The 25,564-nt window shown below is 35.3% G+C and carries 17 protein-coding genes; 13 read left to right on the top strand and 4 right to left on the bottom strand.

What is annotated here, in order from left to right:
• Nucleotides 1-6: 6 nt before the first annotated feature.
• The 8 genes from QOX03_RS07535 (at nt 7) to QOX03_RS07500 (ending at nt 14,219) form a co-directional block, all read left to right on the top strand.
• Entirely contained in the window at nt 7-1,101 is a 1,095-nt protein-coding gene (locus tag QOX03_RS07535; protein WP_283670643.1) for a Nif3-like dinuclear metal center hexameric protein, read from the top strand.
• A 4-nt stretch (nt 1,102-1,105) separates the two neighbouring features.
• Nucleotides 1,106-1,885 (top strand): zinc ribbon domain-containing protein, encoded by a 780-nt coding sequence (locus QOX03_RS07530; protein WP_283670642.1) that lies wholly within the window; start codon nt 1,106-1,108, stop codon nt 1,883-1,885.
• 335 nt (nt 1,886-2,220) lie between these two features.
• Complete coding sequence (locus tag QOX03_RS07525; protein ID WP_283670641.1) at nt 2,221-5,304, top strand: SusC/RagA family TonB-linked outer membrane protein; 3,084 nt, start codon at nt 2,221-2,223, stop codon at nt 5,302-5,304.
• Between the two features lie 6 nt (nt 5,305-5,310).
• Nucleotides 5,311-7,197, top strand: a complete 1,887-nt coding sequence (locus QOX03_RS07520; protein ID WP_283670640.1) for a RagB/SusD family nutrient uptake outer membrane protein — start codon at nt 5,311-5,313, stop codon at nt 7,195-7,197.
• A gap of 12 nt (nt 7,198-7,209) precedes the next feature.
• On the top strand, nt 7,210-8,079 hold the full coding sequence (locus QOX03_RS07515) for a discoidin domain-containing protein (protein ID WP_283670639.1): 870 nt from the start codon (nt 7,210-7,212) through the stop codon (nt 8,077-8,079).
• Between the two features lie 3 nt (nt 8,080-8,082).
• Nucleotides 8,083-8,784: a BACON domain-containing protein gene (locus tag QOX03_RS07510; protein ID WP_283670638.1), complete on the top strand. Its 702-nt coding sequence runs from the start codon at nt 8,083-8,085 to the stop codon at nt 8,782-8,784.
• A gap of 324 nt (nt 8,785-9,108) precedes the next feature.
• Nucleotides 9,109-12,258, top strand: a complete 3,150-nt coding sequence (locus QOX03_RS07505; RefSeq protein ID WP_283670637.1) for a SusC/RagA family TonB-linked outer membrane protein — start codon at nt 9,109-9,111, stop codon at nt 12,256-12,258.
• An 11-nt stretch (nt 12,259-12,269) separates the two neighbouring features.
• On the top strand, nt 12,270-14,219 hold the full coding sequence (locus QOX03_RS07500; protein ID WP_283670636.1) for a RagB/SusD family nutrient uptake outer membrane protein: 1,950 nt from the start codon (nt 12,270-12,272) through the stop codon (nt 14,217-14,219).
• 202 nt (nt 14,220-14,421) lie between these two features.
• On the opposite strand, the gene QOX03_RS07495 is transcribed toward QOX03_RS07500, so the two are convergent.
• Nucleotides 14,422-15,363 carry an HU domain-containing protein gene (locus tag QOX03_RS07495; RefSeq protein ID WP_283670635.1) on the bottom strand — a complete coding sequence of 314 codons (942 nt, stop codon included), beginning with the start codon at nt 15,361-15,363 and terminating at the stop codon, nt 14,422-14,424.
• 82 nt (nt 15,364-15,445) lie between these two features.
• Here QOX03_RS07495 and dprA point away from each other — a divergent pair, with 82 nt between their 5' ends.
• Complete coding sequence (dprA, locus tag QOX03_RS07490; RefSeq protein ID WP_283670634.1) at nt 15,446-16,540, top strand: DNA-processing protein DprA; 1,095 nt, start codon at nt 15,446-15,448, stop codon at nt 16,538-16,540.
• Nucleotides 16,541-17,497, top strand: coding sequence for a citrulline utilization hydrolase CtlX (gene ctlX / locus QOX03_RS07485; protein WP_283670633.1), 957 nt, complete (start codon nt 16,541-16,543; stop codon nt 17,495-17,497).
• A gap of 114 nt (nt 17,498-17,611) precedes the next feature.
• Here the strand turns inward: ctlX and QOX03_RS07480 are convergent, their stop codons facing one another.
• Nucleotides 17,612-19,120 (bottom strand): NAD(P)H-hydrate dehydratase, encoded by a 1,509-nt coding sequence (locus QOX03_RS07480; RefSeq protein ID WP_283670632.1) that lies wholly within the window; start codon nt 19,118-19,120, stop codon nt 17,612-17,614.
• A 202-nt stretch (nt 19,121-19,322) separates the two neighbouring features.
• On the opposite strand from QOX03_RS07480, the gene recR reads away from it, so the two are divergent.
• Nucleotides 19,323-19,931: a recombination mediator RecR gene (gene recR / locus QOX03_RS07475; RefSeq protein WP_283670631.1), complete on the top strand. Its 609-nt coding sequence runs from the start codon at nt 19,323-19,325 to the stop codon at nt 19,929-19,931.
• Nucleotides 19,932-20,062: 131 nt separating this feature from the next.
• Nucleotides 20,063-23,323 carry an Eco57I restriction-modification methylase domain-containing protein gene (locus QOX03_RS07470; RefSeq protein WP_283670630.1) on the top strand — a complete coding sequence of 1,087 codons (3,261 nt, stop codon included), beginning with the start codon at nt 20,063-20,065 and terminating at the stop codon, nt 23,321-23,323.
• On the opposite strand, the gene QOX03_RS07465 is transcribed toward QOX03_RS07470, so the two are convergent.
• A complete protein-coding gene (locus QOX03_RS07465) occupies nt 23,320-23,949 on the bottom strand; it encodes a hypothetical protein (protein WP_283670629.1) in 630 nt (209 codons plus the stop codon). The two genes, QOX03_RS07470 and QOX03_RS07465, sit on opposite strands and share 4 nt — an antisense overlap.
• Before the next feature lie 2 nt (nt 23,950-23,951).
• Nucleotides 23,952-24,824, bottom strand: a complete 873-nt coding sequence (locus QOX03_RS07460; RefSeq protein WP_283670628.1) for a TaqI-like C-terminal specificity domain-containing protein — start codon at nt 24,822-24,824, stop codon at nt 23,952-23,954.
• 122 nt (nt 24,825-24,946) lie between these two features.
• Between QOX03_RS07460 and QOX03_RS07455 the strand changes: the two genes are divergently transcribed.
• Nucleotides 24,947-25,549: a master DNA invertase Mpi family serine-type recombinase gene (locus QOX03_RS07455; RefSeq protein WP_283670627.1), complete on the top strand. Its 603-nt coding sequence runs from the start codon at nt 24,947-24,949 to the stop codon at nt 25,547-25,549.
• The last annotated feature ends 15 nt before the right edge of the window (nt 25,550-25,564 follow it).

Raw genomic sequence — 25,564 nt, 5'->3', positions numbered from 1 at the left:
AAAAACGTGAAGTTAAAAAAAATTATAAAAAGTCTCAACGAATGGGCACCAGCAGAACTGGCAGAAGATTTTGATAACGTAGGGCTTTTGCTCGGTAATGCCGAGCAAGATGTTCAAAAAATCTTGGTAGCCTTTGATGTGACACCACAAGTGGTAGAAGAAGCCATCGAAGAACAAGCAGATTTGATTGTTTGTTTTCACCCCCTAATTTTTAAAGGCTTAAAAAAATTAAATGCCGCAGAGCCTACCGCAGCAATGCTAATGAAATTAATTAAAAATGATATTGCTGTTTTTGCGCTCCATACCAATTTAGACCAAACAGAAAACGGCCCCAACAAAGAGATTTGTCGCCGATTGGGCATCGAAAATTCAGAAGTTCTGATACCAGCAGAGCAATTTTTGTACAAACTAATTTTCTTTGTTCCTGAGGCTCAGGCAGAAGAAGTAAAGAGTGCGATTTTTGCAGCTGGGGCAGGGCAACTAGGCAACTATAGCCATTGCAGCTTTAGCAGTACGGGAACGGGCAGCTTTCGGGCAGAGGCTGGGGCTGAACCTGCTGTGGGAGAAATAAATCAGATTCATTTGGAAAAAGAAATGCGTGTAGAAGTCTTGGTGAAGAAAAATCATCTGAAAGAAGTCATCGCAGCGATGAAAGAAAAGCATCCGTATGAGGAAGTGGCTTATGATGTGTTGTTGCTAGAAAATCAGAGCAATCAGCTGGGGATGGGCAGAGTAGGCAACTTGGTAGAGCCGATGAATGGAGAACTTTTTTTGGAACATGTGAAAAAGGTTTTTAATTTAAAAATGCTAAGACATTCCACTCCTTTACCATTGAATGTGCGGCGTGTAGCAGTTATGGGAGGCTCAGGCGCATTTGCTATTGCTGCGGCACAACGGCAGGGAGCTCAAGTTTTTGTTTCGGCAGATTTTAAATATCACGATTTTTTTAAAGGCTTAGAAAATTTCATGATTTGTGATGTAGGGCATTATGAGAGCGAACAATGGAATAAATTAATCATAAAAAATTATCTTTCAGAAAAATTCCCTAATTTTGCTGTCCGCATTTCGCGGATTAATACAAATTCAGTAAACTACTATTAATCTTATGAGTGATAAAAATTTAGAGCCAACGGTAGAAGAGAAATTAAGGTCTTTATATAATCTGCAATTAATCGATTCCAGATTAGACCAAATCAGAAATACAAGAGGTGAATTGCCTTTGGAAGTTCAGGATTTGGATGATGAGATTGCTGGGATGGGCGCTCGTGTGGAAAAGATTGAGAAAGAAATTGATGACTTGAATAAAGACATTAAAGAAAAGAAAGAAGCTATAAAAACTTCTGAAGCTTTGATGGAAAAATATACCAAGCAGCAGGATAATGTAAGAAACAACAGAGAGTTTGAGGCTTTGTCTAAAGAGGTGGAGTACCAAGAGCTGGAAATCAAGTTGAGCGAGAAAAGAATCAAGGAAGCTAAGGCTAAAATCGAACATAAAAAAGAAAGTTTGGCTGAACTGAATGAGAAAATTGAATCTTATACTTCTCATCTGGAGCATAAAAAACAAGAGCTAGAGGATATTGTGAAAGATACCGAGAAAGAAGAACAGAAATTGACAGAGCTTGCAGAAAAATACGGTAAGGAAATTGAGCCAAAACTTTTGAAGGCTTATAAAAAAATTAGAAATTCTGTGAAGAATGGCTTGGCTGTGGTCCCCGTAGAGAGAGGAGCTTCGGCAGGTTCGTTTTTCACTATTCCGCCACAGCGGCAGATGGAAATTGCGATGAGAAAGAAAATCATTTTGGATGAGCATAGTGGGAGAATCTTGGTAGATAGTGAGTTGGCAGATGAGCAACGAGAAATTATGAAAAAAAATTTAAAGGCTTAAGAAAACACAAAATTTTATAAGGCTTTAAAAATTTTAGGATTTATTTAATTGAAAAAATGAAAAGGTCAAGAGAAATCTTGATCTTTTTATTTGGAATGATTTTAAATTAAGGTAAAATTTATTTTATGTTTTTCTTTATTATTTAAATTAATTATTAGGATATATACAAAACATAGGATTGTAAATTGATTTATTTTAATTAAATATCGTTTATCTGTTATTTATTTGATTTTTCAATAATTTATTTATTAATACATGATTAAAATTAGGTTAAGATTAATTGTGTTTAATGAAATTTGTGTTAAATTTATATAAATTAAAAAACACATAGGTATATGTCTTTATTGAAAAGTTTATGGAGTATAATGTTGCTTATGGCATTGGCAGCATTATCTGCGCAAATTACAGGTACGGTGGTGGACGATTTAGGCCCCATTGAAGGTGCTGAGATTTCTGTATTGAATACAGAGAAGAAAGTGTTGTCTAACGAAGACGGTACGTTTTTGATAGATGGTAAGGTAGGTGATAAGCTGAAGGTAGTAAACCCGATTACTTTGAGCGAAGTCACAGTGGATGTTCTTCAGTTGAATATGGGTGAGATTAACATTGTCACCAATGAGGTTCAGCTAGAAGTAGTGACGAGTTTTGGTACGCAAAAGAAAGAAAGTGTGGTTGGTTCAATTACCTCTATTAAGCCAGAGGATTTAAGAGTCCCGAGTGCAAATCTATCTAATAGCTTTGCGGGTAGAGTTTCGGGCGTGATTGCATACCAAAGATCTGGTGAGCCAGGGCGAAATGCTTCAGATTTTTACATTAGAGGTATTTCAACGATTAGTGGAGTAAGTTCGCCTTTGATTATATTGGATGGAGTTCAGGTTTCATCAGGAGATTTGAATTCAATAGATCCTGATGTGATTGAAAGTTTTTCTGTATTGAAAGATGCAACGGCTACAGCTCTCTATGGTACGCGTGGTGCAAATGGTGTGATGATAATTACCACCAAATCTGGTGCAAATTTAGATAAGCCAAAAATAAATTTCCGCTTAGAGAGTTATGTGAACACGCCTACATCCATTCCCAAAATGGTTTCGGGAGCGGAGTATATGAGGTTATTTAATGAAGCTTCTGATAACTTGAGTTCTGGTGTTGCGAGATTTACAGAAGATCAAATCAATGGTACGATAAAAGGGCTAGACCCCTATATATATCCTGATATAAATTGGTATAAAGAGTTGTTTAAAAATTCATCACATAATCAAAAAGTGAACTTCAATATTCGTGGGGGAGGCAAGAAGTTGGATTACTTCATGAGTGGTACTTATAATCATGAGACAGGGATGATGAGAGGACGAAGTACAGACTTTTTCTCTTTTGATAATAATATTAATATTCACAAATTTTCATTCCAAAATAATATTAATGCGCATTTGAGTAATTATTCAAAAATTTCATTAAGATTGAATACTCAATTGACAAATAGCAGAAGACCGTCGGTAAGTTCAAATGATTTGTTTCAATATGCGATTAGAGCAAACCCAGTAGATTTCCCTATTATGTTCCCAAAAGATAGTGTTGTGTCCTACGTGAGATGGGGAGCTTTTTCTGGAAGTAACGTTGCCCCATATAACCCTTTGGCCAGTTTAGTGAGTGGTTATAGTGACTCATTTTCTAGCATGGTAATTGCGACTTTGGAGTTTAATCAAAAATTTGATTTTTTGGTAAAAGGATTGAGCTTTAATGCTTTAGCAACGTTCAAAAACTGGTCTAGCACAACGGCTAATCGTGTGGCGCCGTATAACACCTTCAGGTTAACTTCTTTTTCTAAATTACCAAATGGAGGATATGATTATTCTTTAGGCTTATTAGGAACAGAAAGCAATATTGTTTTAAACTCTACTAGTGGCACAAGTGGAGATAGAAGGTTGTATATGCAAGGGATTTTGAATTATAACAGAAGCTTTAATAGTGTGCATAATTTTGATGTAGCTTTGATTTATAACCAAGATGAATTTAACTTAAACAACTTAGGCGCTTCAACATCTTATGGAGTTTTAGTAAATTCATTACCTAGAAGAAAGCAAGGTGTAGCAGGACGTATTAATTATAATTATGACCAAAAATATTTGATAGAGGTCAATGCAGGTTATAACGGTTCAGAGAACTTTGCTCCTGGTAAACGTTGGGGCTTCTTTCCATCTGTTGCTTTGGGGTATAACTTAAGCCAAGAAGATTATTTTGCGTCATTAAAAAATGTTATACAAGATTTAAAAGTTAGAGCCTCTTGGGGGCTTGTAGGAAATGACCAAATCGGTGGAGACCGATTCTTATACTTGGCAAATATTAATTTGTACAATAGAGGATTTACAACAGGGATAGACCAAAATTATCATTTGACAGGTCCATCTTACGACCGTTTCCAAAATAATAATTTGACTTGGGAAGTAGGAGAAAAAATCGATATAGGTTTAGAATCTAGGCTATTCAATAGCTTAAGTTTAAATTTTGATATTTTCCAAGAAATTAGAAGAAACATCTTCCAACGTCGTGGGACAATAGCCAACTATTTAGGAACATCAAGTACAATAGTTTATGGGAATACAGCTGAGGTTAAAAATAAAGGGTTTGAAGCCTCGGTTAATTATACCAAAAATTTTAATAGAAATTTGAGAGTAGACTTTCAAGGAAGCTTCACTTATGTAACTAATGAAATTTTGAAATATGATGAGCCTAGTTTTCAAGAATATCCTAACTTGAAAAACGTAGGCAGAAGTTTGTATACACACTTAGGTTACGTGGCAGAAGGTCTGTTCTATGATTGGGCAGAAGTGAACAATCGTGCAAAACAGTTGATTAGTGGGAATGTAGCGCCTGGTGATATTAAATACAAAGATATTCCAAATATCCATGGCGTTGCTGATGGGCAGATTGACTCAAATGATAGAGTGTATATGGGGTATCCCACCGTTCCAGAAATTATTTATGGATTTGGGCCTAATGTTCAGTACAAAAAATGGGATTTTGGTTTATACTTCCAAGGCGTAGCACATACATCATTAGCTGTAAATAACATTTCACCATTTGGTACCAATGCAAGAGACAATGTATTGCAATGGATTGCAGACTCTCACTGGAGTCCAACAAATCAAGACGTGACTGCTGCTCACCCAAGATTGACTAAGAATGACCATGCTAATAACACGGTAGTTTCTAGCTATTGGTTAAGAAATGGAGCTTTCTTAAAATTAAAAAATGCAGAAATAGGATATACTTATAAAAATATGCGATTCTATATAAGTGGCGTAAACCTATTAACTTTTTCTAAATTTAAACTATGGGATCCTGAGCAAGGAGGTGGTAATGGATTGCGATACCCTACTCAAAGAACTTTTAATGCAGGATTTAAAATGACAATTAATTAAAAAATCATGAAAAAAATTAAAATATTAATAGCTTTTTTAGCAATAATGTTAAGTAATTCTTGTACAGATTATTTAGATGTAGCTCCTGATGAAATTGCCACAGAAGCAGAGGCTTTTGCAAACCCAAGAGCAGCAGAACGTTTTCTGTATTCATGCTACTCTTATATCCCCAACCCAAGATTGGGAGCAAGCTCTTTAGACTGGTTTACAGGAGATGAGGTAGTTACCGCTTTTGAACATGAAATTTTTGCTAGATTTCCACAAGGGAATTTCACAGCAAACAACCCAGTGATTTCCTATTGGGACACATTATTTGGTGGAATCAAACAATGTTATAGACTCATCAATAACATTAATTCTGTACCACAACTGGATGAAGATACCAAGAAAGATTACATTGCGCAAGCTAATTTCTTGATTGGGTATTATCACTTTTTACTTTTAAGATCTTATGGTCCCATTATTTTGGTGAAAGAAGAACCTAGTATATTGACTCCGCCGCAAGATTACTTAGGGAGAAGACCTTTTGACGAATGTGTAGACTTTATTGCAGCAAAATTTGATGAAGCTGCGGTGAATTTACCTACAGACAGAACTGATATCAGAAAAGGTTTAGCCACCAATGTAGCGGCGAGTGCCATAAAAGGTAGATTACTTTTATATGCAGCTTCACCTCTATTCAATGGAAACAGTAAATTCTATTCTAACTTTGAAAATAAAGATGGAGAAAAGTTAATGAATTTAAACTATAGTATCCAAAAATGGGAGTTGGCGAGAGAAGCTAATTTGAAAGCAATTCAAGAAGCAGAAGCTGCAGGTATTAGATTGTATATTTCTGATGATTCTAGAAACTTCCCTAATTTACCTGAACCCGCAGACCAAACACAAAGAGCATTGAGGTTTAATGCCGTAGATAAAAACTCCAAAGAAGCTATTTGGATAGATGCAAGAGCTGAGGGGCGCTATAGTTTACAAAATAAATCAAGACCTTTCTGGACAGGTAGAACCTGGAACGGAATCGCACCAACTTTAGCAATGCTAGATCGATTCTATACAGAAAACGGGTTGCCGATAGACCAAGACCCTAACTTTGAGTTTAATAATAGATTTGATGTAGTGACATTCCCTACGGGAGACATCAATGGTGAAGGTGAAACTTCTTTGATGAATTTACGCCGAGAGCCAAGATATTACGCATGGATTGATTTCCACGGAGGATATTATGAAGCGCAAGGTCAAACAACACAGGCAAATGAAAAATGGGCTTATTTACCCGAATATAAAAGAGGTATTGATAATAAGAAAATAGTAACTTTCTTCACAAGTAATGATAATGCAGGTCGCCATGGAAGAACAAACAACTATTCACCATCAGGTTTCTTGAGTAAAAAAGGAGTTCACCCAGGGAACACAGCCAGCGAAAGCGGTTCAGGGCATATTGAATATCCTTGGGCCGTGGTGAGACTAGGCGAATTGTACTTAAATTATGCAGAAGCTTGTGTGGAAACCAATAATTTAGATCAGGCAAAAATTTACATCAACAAAATTAGAGAAAGAGCAGGTATCCCAACGCTAGAACAAGCTTGGGGTAGCATCGGTGTAGCTTTGACTCAGGACAAGTTAAGAGAAATTGTACGCCAAGAAAGAATGATAGAATTGTACCTAGAGCACCAAAATTTTTGGGATATGAGAAGATGGTTGCTAGCAGGTGATTTATTTAATAAAGTTCCAGAAGGAATGAACGTTGACGGAACAACAATTTCTAGTTTCTCAAGAAAAACAAAATTGACAGGGATTATTAGAAATTTTACAACACCAACACATTATTTATTACCAATTCCTTTTGGGGAAGTACAAAAAAATCCAAATTTAGTCCAAAACCCAGGCTATTAAAAAATAAATATTATGAATAATTATAGAATTTTAATACTATTATTTTCGATGATTTTCTTTGCGTCTTGCCAAGAAGATGAGTCGATTTATATGAAAGAATATTCAGCGAGTGCACCTGGCGGAATTACGAATATTACATCAAAGCCGAAACCTGGTCAAATCGTTTTATATTGGGACAAGAAAGAGAATTCAAAATATGAATATGTAAAAGTCTCTTATTTTGACCATAAGACTGGTAAACAAATGAATAGGAATGCAAGTAAATTAGCAGATTCTATACTGATACCAGGCACGTTGCAGAAATTTGGTGACTATGAATTTACACTTCAACCTTTCAATGCCAATCACAAGGGAGGAGAAGTCTTTAAATTCACTGCACAATCGGGTAGAGCGTTTACTGATACGATATTCATTCAGCATGCAATTAATCTGACTGCAGACCAATTGAGCACAAACGCCCCAGAATCAAGAGAAGGTAACCTAGCAAATACATTGGATGGGAATAATGCAACATACTTCCATAGTGCTTGGAGTGGCACAAGCCCAGATGTACACTACTTTCAAGTAGATTTAGCAACGCCCATTGAAAAAGCCTTTATTTTCACATTTGGAACCCGAAGCAATGGGAATAATTACCCAACAAAAATTAATATTCAAGGTTCTAATGATGGTAATGAATGGGAAGATATTAAAGAAGTAACTACGGGATTAAACCCAGGAGGAAGATTCGCACGATACACATCAGGCGTTATTTATGTTAAAAAACCGTTTCAGAAAATTCGCTATAATATAACTAAAACAGCAGATGGACGAAAGTTCTTCGTATTTAGTGAATTTGGAATGACGAATGTAGAATTACAAATTAATGACCCAGAAGCTTAAATTATGAAAAAATTACTCTTATTGTCCATATTTTCATTGCTTATCATTTCGTGCGGTGATGATTTAGTGACCCCGACATTGACTTTAGATCAAAAAAATATTTCTTACCTACCCAATGGTGGTGAAACAGTTATAAAAGTGGCTACAAACATTTCTGACTGGTATTATAGTATTCAGAATGAGGATAATGACTGGGTGCGAGGTGAGAAAACAACAGCGGGGCTAAAGTTAAAAATTTCACCTCATTTGAATAATAACGATAATAGAACTTCAATAGTGAGAGTCTATGCAGGAAATGAAATGCAGGCGATTACCATCAATCAAACTAGTGCAAACAATGCACTGTCAGTTAACACGCAGGCGTTCACTGTTTCTGCAGCAGGGGAAACAATAGAATTTACGATTAATTCCATTATTGACTATACAGTGAATTTAGCCGATAGCTTGGAGTGGATTCGTTTGCTAGAAAAAGAAAATATTGATTCACAACAGACGAAATATAAATATGTGGTAGATCAATATAGAAATATGCAAGAAGCAAGAACAGCTAAGATTACAGTTGTAGGAAATGGAGATTATTCTATGATAGAAAGAGAAATTACAATCAATCAAGAGCGTTATATACCCAATAATATTTCTACAGGAATCGTTTCTGCCGAGACCTCATCTTCTCAAAATGAAAGCACTAAAACTTTGGTGAAATAAAGGAATTCTTAATCTTTTAACTAAAAAGCGCTTTTGGATCTCAAAGGCGCTTTTTTGATTTAAAAAGCAGGTTTGAAAAATTTTTTAAGCCTTAAAATTTCCTATCATTTTCTGAGGGAAATATAATCAAATTCAGGTCTATAAATAAATTTTTTAAGCCTTAAAAAATAAAATATGATTTTTTTAAGCCTTTTCAATTTTTTTAAAACTAAAAATTAATATAACTTTAATGCTCATTGATTAATCATTAACAATTAAGGGAAAGAAAAAAAATGCAAAAAAAGTTAGTTTAATAGAAGTTTAAATGAGAAAAATAAGTAGAGAATGAGGACAAAAAAATTGATGGCAGCAGTCATGTTGTTGCTAATGGTTTTCAGCTATGCGCAGGTAACTGGAGTTGTTTCAGATAACGTAGGCCCAGTGCCCGATGCTGAAGTAAAAGTGGAAGAAACAGGCGTTTCTACATTCACCAATGAAAATGGCGAATTTAGTGTAGCAGGGAAAGTCGGCAATCACCTAGTGATTACAAACCCAATTACGTTAAATGTAAAAACCATTACGGTGAATAAATTAGACGTCGGGACAATTAATTTAGAATCAGAAATTAATTTAGAAGTAGTAGTTGCTTTTGGTAAACAGAAGAAAGAAAATTTGACAGGAGCGGTTTCAGTAATTGATGGTGATGCGTTGGCACAGCGCCCAGTGCAGAATGCTGTGCAGGCTTTGCAAGGGCAAGTAGCTGGTATGAATTTTTCCATTGGCAACGGAGGGGGGGAGCTAAATAACGCCCCAAATTTTAATATTCGTGGTTCGGGCACCATTGGTTCAGGTTCAACAGGTTCGCCTTTAGTTTTAATTGATGGAGTAGAAGGAAATTTAGCAAGACTAAACCCCAATGATATTGAAAACATTTCAGTATTAAAAGATGCCGCATCATCGGCATTATATGGTAGCCGAGCTCCTTTTGGGGTTATCTTGGTGACGACAAAGAAAGGTGCAGAAGGAAGAATTATCGTTAACTACAAAGGCGACTTAAGGTTTAATTCACCTTTATTGCAGCCAAAAATGATTGATTCAGAGAGGTTTGCTTATTATATGAATGATGCAGCTAGAGCGGCAGGAGGAAACCCCGTGTTTTCGCCAGAAACGATTAAAAAAATCATTGCTCATAAAAATGGTTCATTAAAAGAAGAAACGGAATGGATTCCTAACACGAATAGTTGGGCAGCTTATACCAATGGTTTCTCCAATAGGAATTGGTTTAAAGAATTCTACCGAGATTGGACTCAATCTCAAGAGCATAATTTGAGCGTACGTGGAGGATCACAAAAAGTAAACTTTTATTTGTCAGCAAACTGGCTGGGAATGGAAGGCTTATTGAGATTTAATACAGATACCTATGATCGCTATAGTTTCAACGGGAAGTTTTCAGCACAATTAAAAGATTGGTTGAAGTTGGATTATAATGCTAGATTTCAAAGAAGAATATTTGGGAAGCCAGGCTATGATACAGGTTTGTTTTATCACAATATAGCCAGAAGATGGCCAACTATGCCGATGTATGATAATAATGGGAATTATGTATTTGGAAATGAAATAGAACATTTATTGAATAATAGATCTGAAGATGAAAATGATGAATTACTGCAACAGCTAAATTTAATGATAACACCAGCAAAGAACTGGAATATTCATGCCAATTTAAGCTATAAGACCTCTTATGATTTTAATCATACTTACTTCTTACCCATTTATTCTTATGATAGCTTAGGCAATCCTACGCCAGTTAATTATCAATCAAATGGCATGGGACAAGGTGAATCTAGAGTTTATGAATATGCTTACAAAGCCAACTTCTTTTCACCAAATATTTATACAGATTACACAAAATCTTTTGGGTTGCATAATACTAAATTCATGCTAGGCTTTCAATCAGAATTAAATAAATACAGAACTCTTTCTGCTTGGAGAAAAGACTTATTAGATTTTAACGTACCAACGCTAAACACCACAGCTGGTAAAGATATGAATGTCAGTGGTCAGTTTCAGCATTGGGCGACAGCTGGTTTTTTCGGACGCATTAATTATGACTATGACAATAAATACTTACTAGAATTGAGTTTAAGGTATGATGGCTCAAGTAGATTTTTGAGAGATAAAAGATGGAACTGGTTCCCAGCGGTATCTGCGGGTTGGAACATGGCAAATGAAGATTTCTGGGCAAATTCAGATTCTTGGCTGAGAACCATTAATACATTTAAAATTAGAGGTTCTTACGGTGAATTAGGAAACCAAGCCACTAATAGCTGGTATCCATTCTTTTTAACCATGCCTTTAGGGAATTTAAATGGTAACTGGTTATTAAACGGTGAAAGAACAAATACAGCCGGCACACCAGGTATGGTAAGCTCACTACTAACTTGGGAAAGAGTTAGGGATTGGAACATTGGACTTGATTTAGGAGCCTTCAACAACAAACTGAGCGCTACGTTTGAATTATTTAAAAGAACAACGTTTGATATGGTAGGCCCTGCCCCACAATTGCCAGGAGTATTAGGCACAAACCCTCCTAGAATTAATAATACAGATATGTTATCCAAAGGTTTTGAGCTTTCTTTGTCTTGGAACGACAAAATTGGGCAAGATTTCACCTATGGTCTTAGAGGTACTTTAACAGACAATAGACAAAAAATATTGAAATACCCCAATGAACTAAAGAGAATTAACGACTACTACGAGGGACGATATTTTGGTGATATTTGGGGGTATGTAACACACGGCATGGCAAAAACTGATGAGGAAATGAAAGACTGGCTGGCAAAAGTTAACCAAAACCGCTTGGGCAGTGACTGGAAAGCAGGAGACATCATGTATGAAGACTTAAATGGAGACGGTGAGATCTCAGGAGGAAAAGGTATTTTAGGAGATACAGGAGATCGTAAGATTATTGGTAATAATAGCCCAAGATACCAATTTGGACTTAATCTATACGCAAATTACAAAGGCTTTGATGTGAGCGCTTTCTTCCAAGGAGTGGGCAAGAGAGATCTATCTGTAGATGGACCTTACTTTAATGGAGCTAATAATAATCAATGGCAAGCAGCAGCTTTTGAGCAACACTTAGATTATTTCAGGCCAGAAAATACCACAAGCCCATTTGGGCCTAATGTAGATGCTTATTTCCCTCGTGTAAATGCAAATGGAGGCAAAAACTTTTATACGCAAACGCGTTGGCTACAAGATGCGTCTTATATTAGACTTAAGAATTTACAAATCGGCTACACCTTACCGCAGCAGTTGATGGATAAAATTGGATTCTCTAAAGTTAGAATTTATTTCTCAGGAGAGAATTTAATGACTTGGACTAAACTAATCGACATTTTTGACCCCGAGACTACTGGTGGATCATGGGGGAACGGGAAAATTTACCCATTGTCAAAAACCATCTCAACTGGTATAAGTATAACATTTTAAAAATATTAATAATGAAACAAATAATAAAAAATATAGCAATTACTGGAATAGCCATTCTAGGTTTAACGGGCTGTAACGATTATTTAGATAGAGCTCCACTCTCTAACGTCACTCCAGAAGTGTATTTCTCTACAGAAGATCAATTGGCAACATACACCATCAGTAAATATAATTTCTACACCCATGGTGGGTGGGGCGCTGGAACTTTCTTAGGAGATAACGGCACCGATAATCAAGCTGGGGTGAATGGGAATGGCATATTCCTACCTGGTGAGTGGAAAGTAGGCGCCAATGGAGGCGCTTGGAGTTTTGGCTACATTCGAGATATGAATTATTTTTTCGATAAAACCTTGCCTAAGTATGAGGCTGGTAAAATCACTGGAAACGAAACTTGGATAAAACATTACATAGGCGAAGCTTACTTCTTAAGAGCAAAAGAATATTTTGGAAAGTTAAAAACCTTTGGTGATTTTCCAATCATTACAAAAGTTCTAAAAGATGAAAAAGAAGAGCTAATAGAAGCCTCAAAAAGAAGACCAAGAAATGAAGTCGCAAGATTCATACTACAAGATTTAGATAAAGCCATTGAACTGCTACAAAGCAGCCCTGTTTCAAACAAAAATAGAATCAGCAAAGAAGTGGCTCAGTTACTAAAATCAGAAGTAGCTCTATACGAAGGAACTTGGCTAAAAAACTTTAAAGGCACTGCTTTTGTTCCTGGAGGGCCAGGATGGCCAGGAGCAAATAAAGATTATTTAGCTGGCTTTAGTATTGATATTGATAGTGAAGTTAACTTCTTCTTGTCTGAAGCAATGGAAAGTGCAGAAGCCGTCATTACGGCAGCTCCTTTGGTAGAAAATAATCACAAAATTGGAGCTTCGGGAGTTTTTGAGAATCCTTACTACATGATGTTCTCAGACACTAATATGGCTGGCTATTCAGAAGTTCTTTTGTGGAGAAAATATGATGAGAAATATGTGGGGCATAAAACAATGACTTACATCATGGAAGGCGGAGCAACAGGCTATACTAAAAGTTATGTGGAATCCTTTTTAATGAAGAACGGATTACCTATTTATGCACCCAATTCAGGCTATCATGGAGATGATTATATAGAAACCGTCCGTAAAGATCGTGATGAAAGGTTACAAATGTTTATGAAGCAACCAGGTGATTATTTAACAACAAATACCGTTGTAAAAGCAAGAATCTCTAATATTTTAGATATTAATGAAAGAAAGTCAACAACAGGTTACGAAATTAGAAAAGGCTTGAACCCTGACGAAAAACATCTGAAATCAACTGTGGACTCAGATATAGGGAGTTTGGTTTATCGCTCAGGCGAAGCCTATTTAAATTACATTGAAGCCCAATATACAAAAGACAATAACTTAAGTAGTAAATCATTGCAATACTGGGGAGCTATAAGAACTAGAGCTGGTTTGCCAGCAGATCCCTACATTACCATCAATGCAACAGACCTATCAAAAGAAAATGACTGGGCGAAGTACACCGCAGGAAGCTTGGTAGATAAAGTAATGTACAACATCAGACGCGAGAGAAGATCTGAGTTCATCGCAGAATCTAAACGGATGAATGATTTAAAGAGATGGCGTTCTCTAGAGCAGTTAAATAATTATCAAATAGAAGGTTTCAAACTTTGGGGGCCAATGCAAGAATGGTATGTGGATGAAGAAGGTAAATCAAGATTAGTCGCTATGCCAGAAGAAGACCCTAACGTTTCTCCTAAATCAGCCAGTCTTTATCTAAGACCTTATCAGATTAGAGAATCAGGAAATTTATTCTATAATGGATTGAACTGGACAATGGCGCACTATCTATCGCCGATCAACTTAGAGCATTTCTTGTTGACTTCACCCGATGGAAAAGCAGAAAACAGTGTCATTTATCAAAATCCTTACTGGCCAACCGAAGCTAATGCTGCACCAACATCAAATTAATTTGAATTTGATAAACAAAAAAATAGAGCCACTGAAAGGTGGCTTTATTTTTTATTATGATTTAGAGTTTTTCTGAAATTTCTCAAGGCTAAAAAAATAAAATATGATTTTTTTAAACCTTTTTAATTTTTATTAAAAAAAAAGGAAAATTTTTTAAGCCTTAAAAAAAAATCCTTTTTTATCAAAATAATGAACAAAAAACTTATTCCTCTCTTAAGAAAACATCTTTACCCTTCCTTTCAATCTCGCGTTTAAGCTTTAGCGCATCTTCTCGATTATCAAAAGTTTGATAAGCTACCATGGTAAAATTATTAACATTCCCTATAATTACCGCTTCAGGATAGCCATGCGTTCTCATATAAGCTTCACGTTCCATTGCTTGGTGGTATTTTTTGTAAGAGCCACCGATGACTTGGTAGGGTTTAATCTCAATAGAAGGAGTATCTTCTTTTTCTTCATCAATTTCATTGGCTTGGTTTTCAGTAGAATTTTCTAAGCCTTTAGAAATTTCATAATTTTCAATCACTTTATTTTTAGTAGAAACGGCAGGCATATCTTGTTGTGCAGAAGAAACCGAAATGGGGAAGAAACTGCTCAACTGTGAATTAAAGACGCTTTGATTAGCATAAAAACCAGTAGCTCCAATACCTAGTGCAAAAACAATAGCCGCCGCATAAGATTGCCATTCTTTGTAAACAGAAACTTTTTGTGGCGTTTCTACTGGAGCTTTGATGAGTCTCTGCATTTCAAAGGAAGCAAGCCCATAGCATTCTTTATTCAAATTCAAACGATGATGTGGAGTGAATTCAAGAATTCCACGCTCAGCCTTTAATTGACCCAACGAAGAAAAATGAAAACTTTGATTCTGCTGAAGTTTAATTTTTATATCTTCTACCCAAGTAGATAAGATTTTTTTAGCCTCAGAATAGTCTAATTCATTTTTTTGAGCAATAACAGAAATGATTAAACCATCATCATGCTTTAGCATAGGGTTGAATGAAATGACTTTACGCGGTGGTGTAAATGTGTAGTTTACACGGTCAAACTGCGCAGACTCATTTCGGGTAATAAATCCACCAAATTCAGGAATAATCACACATTCATGCTCAAAAAGCAAATCTTTCAGTATCTTTGAAATCTCCATAATCACAAAAATAATAAATCTGTTGAAAAAAAAATTAAGCTTTAGAATTTAGATATTAACAAGTTCATAACTATATTTAAGCGTGGAAAACGAATTACTATATCAATTAGCCCTAAGCTACACGCCTGGGGTAGGAAATGTAAACCATCGAAAACTAATTCAGCATTTTGGTAGCGCAAGAAAAGTTTGGGGTTTAGAAAAATCAGAGAAAATAAAAATCCCGGGAATTTCAGCCAAAATTGCAAATGCCATTGGAGATAATCAGTATTTAGAATTAGCACAAGCCGAACTAGAAAAAGGAAAACTGAAAAATATTAAACCCTTAGAAATCCAGAGTGAATCATATCCTTTTTTGCTGAAAGAATGCATTGATGCTCCGCCCGTAATCTTCACCAAAGGGAATGTGAATTTAAATGAAGGTAAATTTTTAGCAATCGTAGGAACGCGTAAAATGACAAGCCGCGGGAGAAATTTTATAGAACAGTTGATAAAAGAATTAGCTGCTTACCCCATCACAATTGTCAGCGGCTTAGCCTTTGGTGTTGACATAACAGCACACCAAGCAAGCCTAGAAAATCATTTGCCTACCATTGGCGTAATGGCACATGGCTTAAACCAAATTAACCCCAAAGCACACACAGCGGTAGCAGGAAAAATGCTAGAAACTGGAGGAGTGGTCTCAGAATTTAGTACTTTTCATCAAGCTGAGCCACAAAATTTTCTTCGCCGAAATCGTATCATAGCAGGCCTGTCGCATGCAACCATTGTCGTAGAGTCACGCATTGCTGGAGGAGCCATGAGTACAGCGCGTCACGCTAATGCCTACAATCGTGATGTCTTTGCTATGCCAGGAAGAATTACCGATGAGCAAAGTGCGGGATGCCATCATTTAATCAAAAACCATCAAGCTTTTTTAATCACAGAAGCAGCAGATGTTTTAAAATATTTAGGTTTTAAAAAAGAGAAAAATCAAAAAAAACAACGAGAGCTTTTTGTGGAATTAACCGAAAATCAGAGCAAAATCTACGAATGCCTGAAAGAAAAAGCTAGCTTGCACATTGATGAAATTTCTACTTCTACAGGCTTGGCTACTTTTCAAATCATGCCAATTTTATTAGATTTGGAGCTTAAGAATTTAATCAAACCCCTACCTGGGAAAAAATATGAAATATTATAAATGGAAAATCTAAACCCGACTGAAAATCAAAACACTAAAAGCATTCTAATGGTAGAGCCTGTCGCTTTTGGCTACAATGCAGAGACTGCTAAAAACAACTATTTTCAAGAAAAACCAGCAGAAAGTGAATTCTTTGTAAATCAAGAAAAAGCCTTGGCAGAATTCCAAGCGATGGTTGGTAAATTGAAAGACGCAGGAGTAGAAGTTTTAGTCGTAAAAGACACGGCAGAACCGCACACACCTGATTCTATTTTCCCCAATAACTGGTTTAGCACCCACGCTAACGGGAATATTGCGATTTACCCGATGTATGCCGAGAATAGAAGAGCTGAGCGTCGCCCTGAAATTTTTGAAATCATCGAAAATCATGGTTTCAAAATCAATGATGTAATTGATTTTACAGAAGCAGAAGAAGATGAAATTTACCTAGAAGGAACAGGTAGCATGATATTAGACCGAGAAAATCGTTTGGCCTATGCCGCAATTTCACCCCGCACAGATGAAAATTTATTGCTTGAATTTTGTGAGGAATTTGAGTTTACACCAGTGATTTTTAAAGCCTTACAAAATTCTAATGGTGAAAATAAAGCGATCTACCATACCAATGTCATGATGTGTGTAGCCCATCAATATGTGGTGATTTGCTTAGAGTCTATTTTAGATGAAAAAGAACGCAAAAATGTAACAAAATTCTTGAAAAATAGCGGGAAAGAAATCATTACGATTACAACTCAGCAGATGAACCATTTTGCGGGAAACATGCTACAAGTAGAATCTCAAAATGGAGAGAAAAAATTAGTCATGTCGCAATCAGCATTCAATTCTTTGGAAAACAGTCAGTTGGAGGCTTTAGAGAAATACAATGAAATCATTCCTGTTGCGATTCCTACGATTGAAAAATTAGGCGGAGGAAGTGCCCGCTGTATGATGGCGGAAATCTTCCTTCCCAAGGCTTAAAAATTTTTAAGTCGATTAGTCTCTTTTTTTAGGGAGAGGTGAAAAATCAAATTTGCTGAGGAAAATATTTCTAAGAGCTTGTTTTAAATTTTAAAATAAGCTCTTGAAGGTAAATTAATCCTTTGAATTTAATTGATTGAAAGCCAAGCCTAAATAAGCTAAAATCGTAGAAGCGGTAAAACTCTCTTCAGATGCTTTGCTTCGAGCCAATGTTGGCGTTTTCCCATGAAGCCAAACACCTAGTTTTGAGGCAACTAAAGTTGAATAGCCTTGTGCACACAACCCAGTGATGATGCCTGTCAACACATCTCCGCTGCCCCCAGTAGATAAAGCGGAATTTCCCGTGGAATTGAAAAAAACTTCTCCACTTGGCGAAATCACAGCTGTGTAGGCATCTTTTAATACCAAAATAATATTTAATTCTTGAGCAAATTCACGAGCTAAATTGATTCGTTCTAGGCTGTTTGTTGTCTTTCCAGCGAGGCGTTCAAACTCTTTAGGGTGAGGCGTCAAAATTGAATTAGAAGGCAAGAATTTTAAGTAATTTTTTTTAAGGCTTAAAAAATTTAGAGCATCAGCGTCTAAAATTAAATTCTTTTTTTCAAAATTTGTTTGTTCTAGCCAGCCAAAGAAAGCTCTTTGCGTAGTTTTTTCTTGTCCTAAACCTGGGCCTACACCTATGCTTTTGAAGTTTTCAACGGCTGGGAATTGAGTTAAAAAATTCTGATTTACATCCGTCAAAGTCATTGCTTCAGGAGCAGAAATTTGTAAAATATCATAGCCACAACGGGGAGTGTAATTGCTAACGAGCCCCGCACCAGCTCTCAGCGCAGCTTGTGTGGAAAGTACAGCAGCACCTATTTTCCCATAACTACCTGCAATGATGAGTGCGTGCCCATAAGTTCCTTTGTGGCTGAATCGCTCACGGGGCGAATAGATTTTTTTGATTTCTTTTGTGCTAGAAAAGTAAAAATCAGAGGGTAAAAAATTCAAGTAATTTTCATCTAACCCAATATCGATGATTTTAAAGTCTCCAACATATTTTCCTGTTTCATGGAAGAAAAAAGTCAACTTTGGTTGCCCAATCGTCAAGGTTTCATCTGCTTGAAAAACAACATCTTCTGTTGCTCCAATTTTATCAGCCATCAAACCAGAAGGAACATCAATGGCTATTTTTTTTCCTTCTAAATTGTTGATTTTATTAACGATTTCTCTCCATTTACCCGCCAAAGATTGGTTTAGCCCAGTACCGAAGAGGGCATCAACCCAAATCACATCTTTAATGGGTTTGATTTCTTCAAATCTTAAAATCGGAACACCTAATTTTTCAAGGCTTAAAAAATTTTTTAGATTTTCGTCTGATTTTTTCTCTTTTCCAGATGAGCAAAAAATAATTACCCTACAGCCTTGCTGGTGTAGCAGGCGAGCCAAGACCAGTCCGTCTCCGCCATTGTTGCCGTTGCCGCAGCAGATTGCGAAAGTTTTGGCAGCTGCATGTTTTTTATAAATTTCAGTGTATAATTCTTGTCCCGCATGTTCCATTAATTCGATTGAAGAGATGTTTTTATTCTTCATAGTAACTTTATCTAATGCTCGGATTTGATTTGCAGAAATAATTTTCATCTTTTAATTTTTTTAAGAAATTTAAGATTTTATGATTTCAGATTGATTTCATCAAATATACTAAGAGCCAGCTGAAATTGGAAAAAGATATCAAGATAGAGTTGCAAAAAATTGATTGAGATGCGAGAAAAATAGAAGAGAGAAAATTTTTTAAGGCTTAAAAAAAAAGTAATAAATCATTTAAAAAAATTAAATTTGCCCCATGCATCATTACCCGAGTCAACTCCTAGAGAAAGCTGTAGAAGAAATAGCTCAATTGCCTGGTATAGGCAAAAGAACCGCCCTTCGCCTAGCCCTGCATTTATTGAAAAGACCCGCTAGCCAAACCGAATTTTTTGCACAGACGCTCACACGTTTGGTCAAAGACATTCGGCGTTGCCAAACTTGCTATTCTCTTTGTGATGAAGAGCAATGCGAAATCTGCAAAAATCCCTACCGAAATTCTAAGATTATATGCATTGTTGAAGATATTCGTGATGTAATGGCGATAGAAAACACAGGCCAATACCAAGGCGTTTATCATGTTTTAGGTGGTAAAATTTCCCCTATGGAAGGCATTGGGCCAGACCAACTTCATATTCAGCCTCTTATAGATAGAGCACACAAAGCTCGAGAAATTATTTTTGCCCTTAGTAGTACGATAGAGGGAGATACTACTATTTTTTATCTTTATAAAATGCTCAAGGAATTGCCTCTCAAGCTTTCAACCATTGCGCGAGGAATTGGAGTTGGAGATGAATTAGAATACGCCGATGAGGTAACACTGGGGCGTTCCATCAATCACCGAATTCCGTATGAGGAATCATTATGATATGTCGCTAGATGAATAAAAAACTAAAAATTTTTTTTAGGCGACAACAAAAAAGCAGTCAAAATACAGATTTACTGTGAGCTAATTCTTATCTTTAACTAATACGATTAAAACGCTTATACATCAAGGAAATGGATGAACTTATATATACTTTCTCAATAAAAACATTAGCAGATTTTTTTAGGGGATCAATTTCATCATTTAAAAATGAAGAAGAAGATTTAACCTATATCATAGAGGATAAGGATTATATTGATTTTTCGGGATTAACAAGAATTGGAAATGTATCGTTCAAAAATTCTGACGAATTGATTGTTTTTGCCTGTAAATATAACGGGATTTTATCTGAACGTTCTTCTAAAAAAAAGCAATTTGAAATCGCAAAATTAGTTTTAAAAGAAGATTTTAAGGATGGAGCTATTTTCGTTTTTTATGATGATGGCGGAAAATTCAGGTTTTCATTTATCAGAAGAAATTGGGACGGAAAAGTGGATAAAAAATATTCATCTTGGAAACGCTTTACTTATTTCGTTGACCCAAAGGATTACAACAAAACTTTCAGACAAAGAATTGGAAATTGTACGTTTAAAGATCTTGATACTATTCAGGAAGCATTTTCGGTTGAAAAACTTACAAAGGAATTCTACAATGATTTGTTTAAATGGTATGAGTGGACACTTACAGCCGAAGTCGGTATCACGTTTCCGAATGATACTGCTACTTCAAACGATGACCGTATAAAGTTGGAAGAGCAAATGATTCGTTTGATTACCCGACTCTTATTTGTTTGGTTTATCAAACAGAAAGATTTGGTGCCAGAAGAATTATTTAAAACGGACAAGTTATCAGAAATCTTAAAAAACTTTGATCCTAATAGTACTTCTGATGGAAGTTATTACAATGCTATTTTACAAAATTTGTTTTTTGCTACTTTAAACAAGGCGGTAATTGAAAGAGAGTTTGCAAAATTGGTTGATAATAAAAGGGATGTTAAAACCAAATACCGTTATGCGGAAATGTTTACGATTTCCCAAGAAGAAGTTCTGAATTTATTTCGACCAATTCCATTCTTGAATGGAGGACTTTTTGAATGTCTAGACAAAGAAGAGAGTACAGATGGAATAAAATACCATTTAGATGGCTTTAGCAGAAGTGACAAAAAATTTTCAAACGGAAATTTCAAGCATCGAGCATTTATTCCTAACGCTGTCTTCTTTGACGAAGAGAAAGGCTTAATCCCATTATTGGAGCGCTATAATTTTACGGTAGAGGAAAATGTGCCAAATGAGGTTCAGGTAGCATTAGACCCTGAATTATTAGGAAACGTTTTTGAAAACCTGTTAGGAGTCTTCAATCCTGAGACACAGGAATCTGCTCGTAAACAATCCGGTAGTTTTTATACACCAAAAGAGATTGTAGCGTATATGGTAGATGAATCCCTAATAGCTTATTTGAATAATGCATTACCTGATTTAGATGAGGAAATCGTTCGACAGCTTTTTGAACAGGAAGATTTACCAGAATCTTTGATTGAAGACCACGATTTATGCGATAAAATCGCAATTACACTTCGAGCTATGAAAATCTTGGACCCAGCTTGTGGTTCTGGAGCATTTCCTATGGGAATACTCAATCGAATGGTAGAGGTTTTAGAGAAATTAGACGCTAAAAATAAAGCTTCACATCACGACTTGAAGTTACATTTGATTGAAGAATGTATTTACGGAGTTGATATACAAACAATTGCTTCACAAATCAGTAAATTACGTTTCTTTATTTCGCTGATTGTAGAGCAGGAAACAATGGATTTATCTAAGCCTGAGGAAAATTATGGTGTATTAACCTTGCCCAATTTGGAAACAAAGTTTGTGGCGGCGAATACACTGATTGGAATGAAATCAAAACCTGCTCAATTGACGATTTTTGATAAAGAGGATATAGAAAATACCAAACAGGAATTACTGAAAGTAAGAAAAGAACACTTTTATGCGAAATCTGCTTCTGCAAAAAAGAAATTACGAGATCAAGATGCCAAATTAAGGGATAAACTGGCAAAACTATTAAAAGAAAGTGGCGAGTATGCCCCTGAAGATGCTGTACAATTCTCCAAATGGAATCCTTACGACCAAAATGCAAGTTCGCCTTTCTTTGACCCCGAATGGATGTTTGGATTGGAAGAGGGCTTCGATGTAGTCATTGGAAATCCGCCGTATGTACAACTACAAAAAGAAAGTGGCAGATTGGCTAAATTGTACCAACGTTGCGGATATAAAACCTTCGCTAAAACGGGAGATATCTATTCACTGTTTTATGAACGTGGTTGGCAATTATTAAAAAACAAAGGGATTTTGTGCTACATTACATCCAATAAATGGATGCGTGCAGGATATGGAGAAAGTACACGTGAATTCTTTGCGGCTCATACGAACCCTATTTTATTAATAGATTTTGCAGGTCAGAAAATATTTGAGTCCGCTACAGTAGATACGAACATTCTTTTGTTCTCTAAGGATAAAAATAGACAACAGACAAGAGCCTGTGTGATAAAAGAAAAGGTGTTAAATAATTTGAGCGTTTATTTTAGACAAAATGCTCACGAAACCGAATTTAAAACAAGCGAAAGTTGGGTAATTTTAAGTGAAATTGAACAAAGAATAAAAGCTAAAATTGAAGCCGTTGGTGTACCACTAAAAGACTGGGATATTAATATCTATCGTGGGATATTGACTGGCTATAATAAGGCTTTCATTATTGACGGAGCAAAACAAAAAGAACTCATTGCAGAAGACCCAAAATCTGCCGAAATCATACGACCTATTTTGCGTGGCAGGGACATAAAACGCTATGGATATGAGTTTGCTGATTTATATCTAATTAACACTCATAATGGAGTAAAAGAAAAAGGTATAAAACGCATAAATATAGAGGATTACCCAGCTGTAAAGGCTCATTTAGATTTATTTTATCCTCAGCTAGAAAAAAGAGCAGACCAAGGCGTTACTCCATACAATTTGCGTAACTGTGCTTATATGGAGGAATTTTATAGACAGAAAATAATGTATTCCGAGATTGTTCGTGAGCCACAATTTTATCTTGATAAAAATGGTGAATTCTTCGCAGAAGCAACATCATTTATTATGACGGGTGAGCATTTGGAATATTTATATCATCTTTTAAACTCAAAAACAGCGACATATTTTTTTAAAACATTTTATGCTGGAGGAGGTTTGGGAAATGAGGGATTCCGATATAAAAAAGCTTTTTTAGAAAAGTTACCTATTCCGCCATATAATAAAAACATTGATATTAATAAAGATAATGCTAATGATATTATTTGTAAACTCTATGAATTGAATGAAGCCGAAATAGAATTCCTTGAAAATCATTTTTAAATTATTTCAACCGCTAAATCTAAATTTAGTTTTTTAGAAATAAGTTCTAAATGCTTTTTCTTTTGTTGAGTAGAAGTTTGAGTAATAATATAATAGTCTGATTTTAATCTTTTCTGACGATAAATTGGGTTTTTGATTTTTGAAACTAAATTAGAACCGCAACTTCTAATATTAAGTTCTTCAACTTTTGATACTCCAATTTTTTGTATTACTTCACAAAATGTATCCATTGCCAATTTATTTTTTATCTGTTCACCCGTTGGGAAAGTCACCAATAAATTTGTTTTAGAAGACTTTACATGCGGTTTGAGTGTATATTTTACTTCTTTTTTGAATTCTTTACGATGGGTAATTATAGACTCTTCTTCTTCTGTAAGTTTGAAACTACGCTTGCGAGTCATTTTTAGTTCTATTGGTCTATCAGGTGAATATTCAATAACTAAAACCAGCTCTCTCTGAATTTGTGAAATTATAGGGATAATTGCGTCTCTCATAGCAGGTATCATTTCATTACGAATAATATTTTCCTCAACATTTAAGGTTGATTCTATAGTGCCTTCATCAATTTTAACACCTAACTTTTTGAAGTTTTCTATAGCGGTATAAAGAGTTTCTAGTTTGTTCATTTTTAAATATTATTTATATATTCAACTTCCTCTGTATTAAATCCAAAGAGTTTATATGTTTCAAAATCAATTTCTTCTTCTAAAACCTTTGTGTCTTTCAATTGTTCTTTGAATAATATAATTTTATCAACTAATTTCGAAATATTACTTGTCTTTTCAATTTTAGGAATTGGAAAGTTAACAACATATTGATTTAACATCCTGAATTGTCGTTGTTGCAATTGTACCACATAATTCTTCACTAATAATTTACCTAATTTTGAATTAAGAATTCCAAGAATATGCTGTATTTCAACAACATTTCCTGTCATTATATATGCTGTATTTAATGCTACGCAATTTTTTTTATCAAATGAAAAACAAGGAAACTCATAACCAGCCTCTGGATTATCAGTCATAATTTCTATATATGTGATTTTCTGTTTAGAAAAATCCTCCCAATAACCTATGCTATCTTGTGTTTCAAACCATTGATTATTAGTTTTTTTTCTCGCCCCTTTATCTCCTGTTTGTTTTAATCTATCATATCCAAAACTCATAAGGTGTTGTTTTACAGCTGGATACTTTTCAATATCTATTTTCAAACTTGGAAACGTTGTAATAAGGTATAAATCAGCAAATTCGTAAGAATATCGCTTAATATCACGCCCCCTTAATAACGGTCGTATGATTTCGGCACTTTTGGGATCCTCGTCTATCAGTTCTTTTCTTTTAGAACCATCTATTATAAAGGCATCATTGAAGCCCGTTTTTATACCATAGTTGATAGAAATGTCCCAATCCTTTAGTGGAGTCCCAATCTTTTCTATTTTTTCTTTTATGCTTTTTTCAATCTCAGAAAGTATTACCCAACTGTCAGAAGAAAAACCTGTCAAAACGGCATTTTGTCTAAAATAAACGCTGATTTTCTGTATAAAATAATTATATGTAATAATTTATACAGTTTTGGTATAAATTAAACCATTTTTGTCTATAATTTTTTTAAACATTATAGATTATGATTTACGGATACATTCGCGTAAGCACAGACAAACAGACAGTTGAAAACCAACGATTTGAAATTAACCATTTCTGTGAAAAACAGGAAATTGTAGTAAACAAGTGGATAGAAGAAACCATATCTGGTTCAAAAAATGTGGAAGAGCGGCAGCTTGGAAAACTATTAAAGAAAATGAAGAAAGGCGATATTTTAATTTGTTCGGAACTCTCACGGCTTGGTAGGAATCTCCTGATGATAATGGGCGTACTGAATGAATGTATGAACAGGGATATTCATGTATGGACTATTAAAGACAATTACAGATTAGGAAGTGATATTAACAGCAAAGTACTGGCATTTGCTTTTGGACTTTCAGCAGAAATTGAACGAAATTTAATCTCACAAAGAACTAAGGAAGCACTGGCAAGAAAACGTGCTGAAGGGGTAATTCTCGGACGTCCGAAAGGGAGTAAGTCTAAAAAAACAAAACTTACAGGTCAGGAAAAGGAAATACAAGAATTATTAGATAAAAAAGTTTCGTATTCCGCTATTGGCAGAATTTTAAACGTTCACAGATTGACTGTAAGTAGTTTTGTAAAAAGGCAGAAATTAAGTTATTAGAAAAATTGCCTTTGT

Origin of the sequence: Candidatus Ornithobacterium hominis (genome assembly GCF_951229915.1) — a bacterium.
Taxonomy (GTDB): domain Bacteria; phylum Bacteroidota; class Bacteroidia; order Flavobacteriales; family Weeksellaceae; genus Ornithobacterium; species Ornithobacterium hominis.
This window is presented reverse-complemented; position numbering and strand designations above follow the sequence as displayed.

Excerpts from the sequence above, each read along its gene's own strand:
- QOX03_RS07465 (WP_283670629.1), bottom strand. The coding sequence starts at position 23,949 with ATGAACAAACTAGAAACTCTTTATACCGCTATAGAAAACTTCAAAAAG.
- QOX03_RS07470 (WP_283670630.1), top strand. The coding sequence starts at position 20,063 with ATGGATGAACTTATATATACTTTCTCAATAAAAACATTAGCAGATTTT.
- QOX03_RS07500 (WP_283670636.1), top strand. The coding sequence starts at position 12,270 with ATGAAACAAATAATAAAAAATATAGCAATTACTGGAATAGCCATTCTA.
- QOX03_RS07505 (WP_283670637.1), top strand. The coding sequence starts at position 9,109 with ATGAGGACAAAAAAATTGATGGCAGCAGTCATGTTGTTGCTAATGGTT.
- QOX03_RS07510 (WP_283670638.1), top strand. The coding sequence starts at position 8,083 with ATGAAAAAATTACTCTTATTGTCCATATTTTCATTGCTTATCATTTCG.
- QOX03_RS07525 (WP_283670641.1), top strand. The coding sequence starts at position 2,221 with ATGTCTTTATTGAAAAGTTTATGGAGTATAATGTTGCTTATGGCATTG.
- QOX03_RS07480 (WP_283670632.1), bottom strand. The coding sequence starts at position 19,120 with ATGAAAATTATTTCTGCAAATCAAATCCGAGCATTAGATAAAGTTACT.
- recR (WP_283670631.1), top strand. The coding sequence starts at position 19,323 with ATGCATCATTACCCGAGTCAACTCCTAGAGAAAGCTGTAGAAGAAATA.
- QOX03_RS07455 (WP_283670627.1), top strand. The coding sequence starts at position 24,947 with ATGATTTACGGATACATTCGCGTAAGCACAGACAAACAGACAGTTGAA.
- QOX03_RS07520 (WP_283670640.1), top strand. The coding sequence starts at position 5,311 with ATGAAAAAAATTAAAATATTAATAGCTTTTTTAGCAATAATGTTAAGT.
- QOX03_RS07530 (WP_283670642.1), top strand. The coding sequence starts at position 1,106 with ATGAGTGATAAAAATTTAGAGCCAACGGTAGAAGAGAAATTAAGGTCT.
- ctlX (WP_283670633.1), top strand. The coding sequence starts at position 16,541 with ATGGAAAATCTAAACCCGACTGAAAATCAAAACACTAAAAGCATTCTA.
- QOX03_RS07515 (WP_283670639.1), top strand. The coding sequence starts at position 7,210 with ATGAATAATTATAGAATTTTAATACTATTATTTTCGATGATTTTCTTT.
- QOX03_RS07495 (WP_283670635.1), bottom strand. The coding sequence starts at position 15,363 with ATGGAGATTTCAAAGATACTGAAAGATTTGCTTTTTGAGCATGAATGT.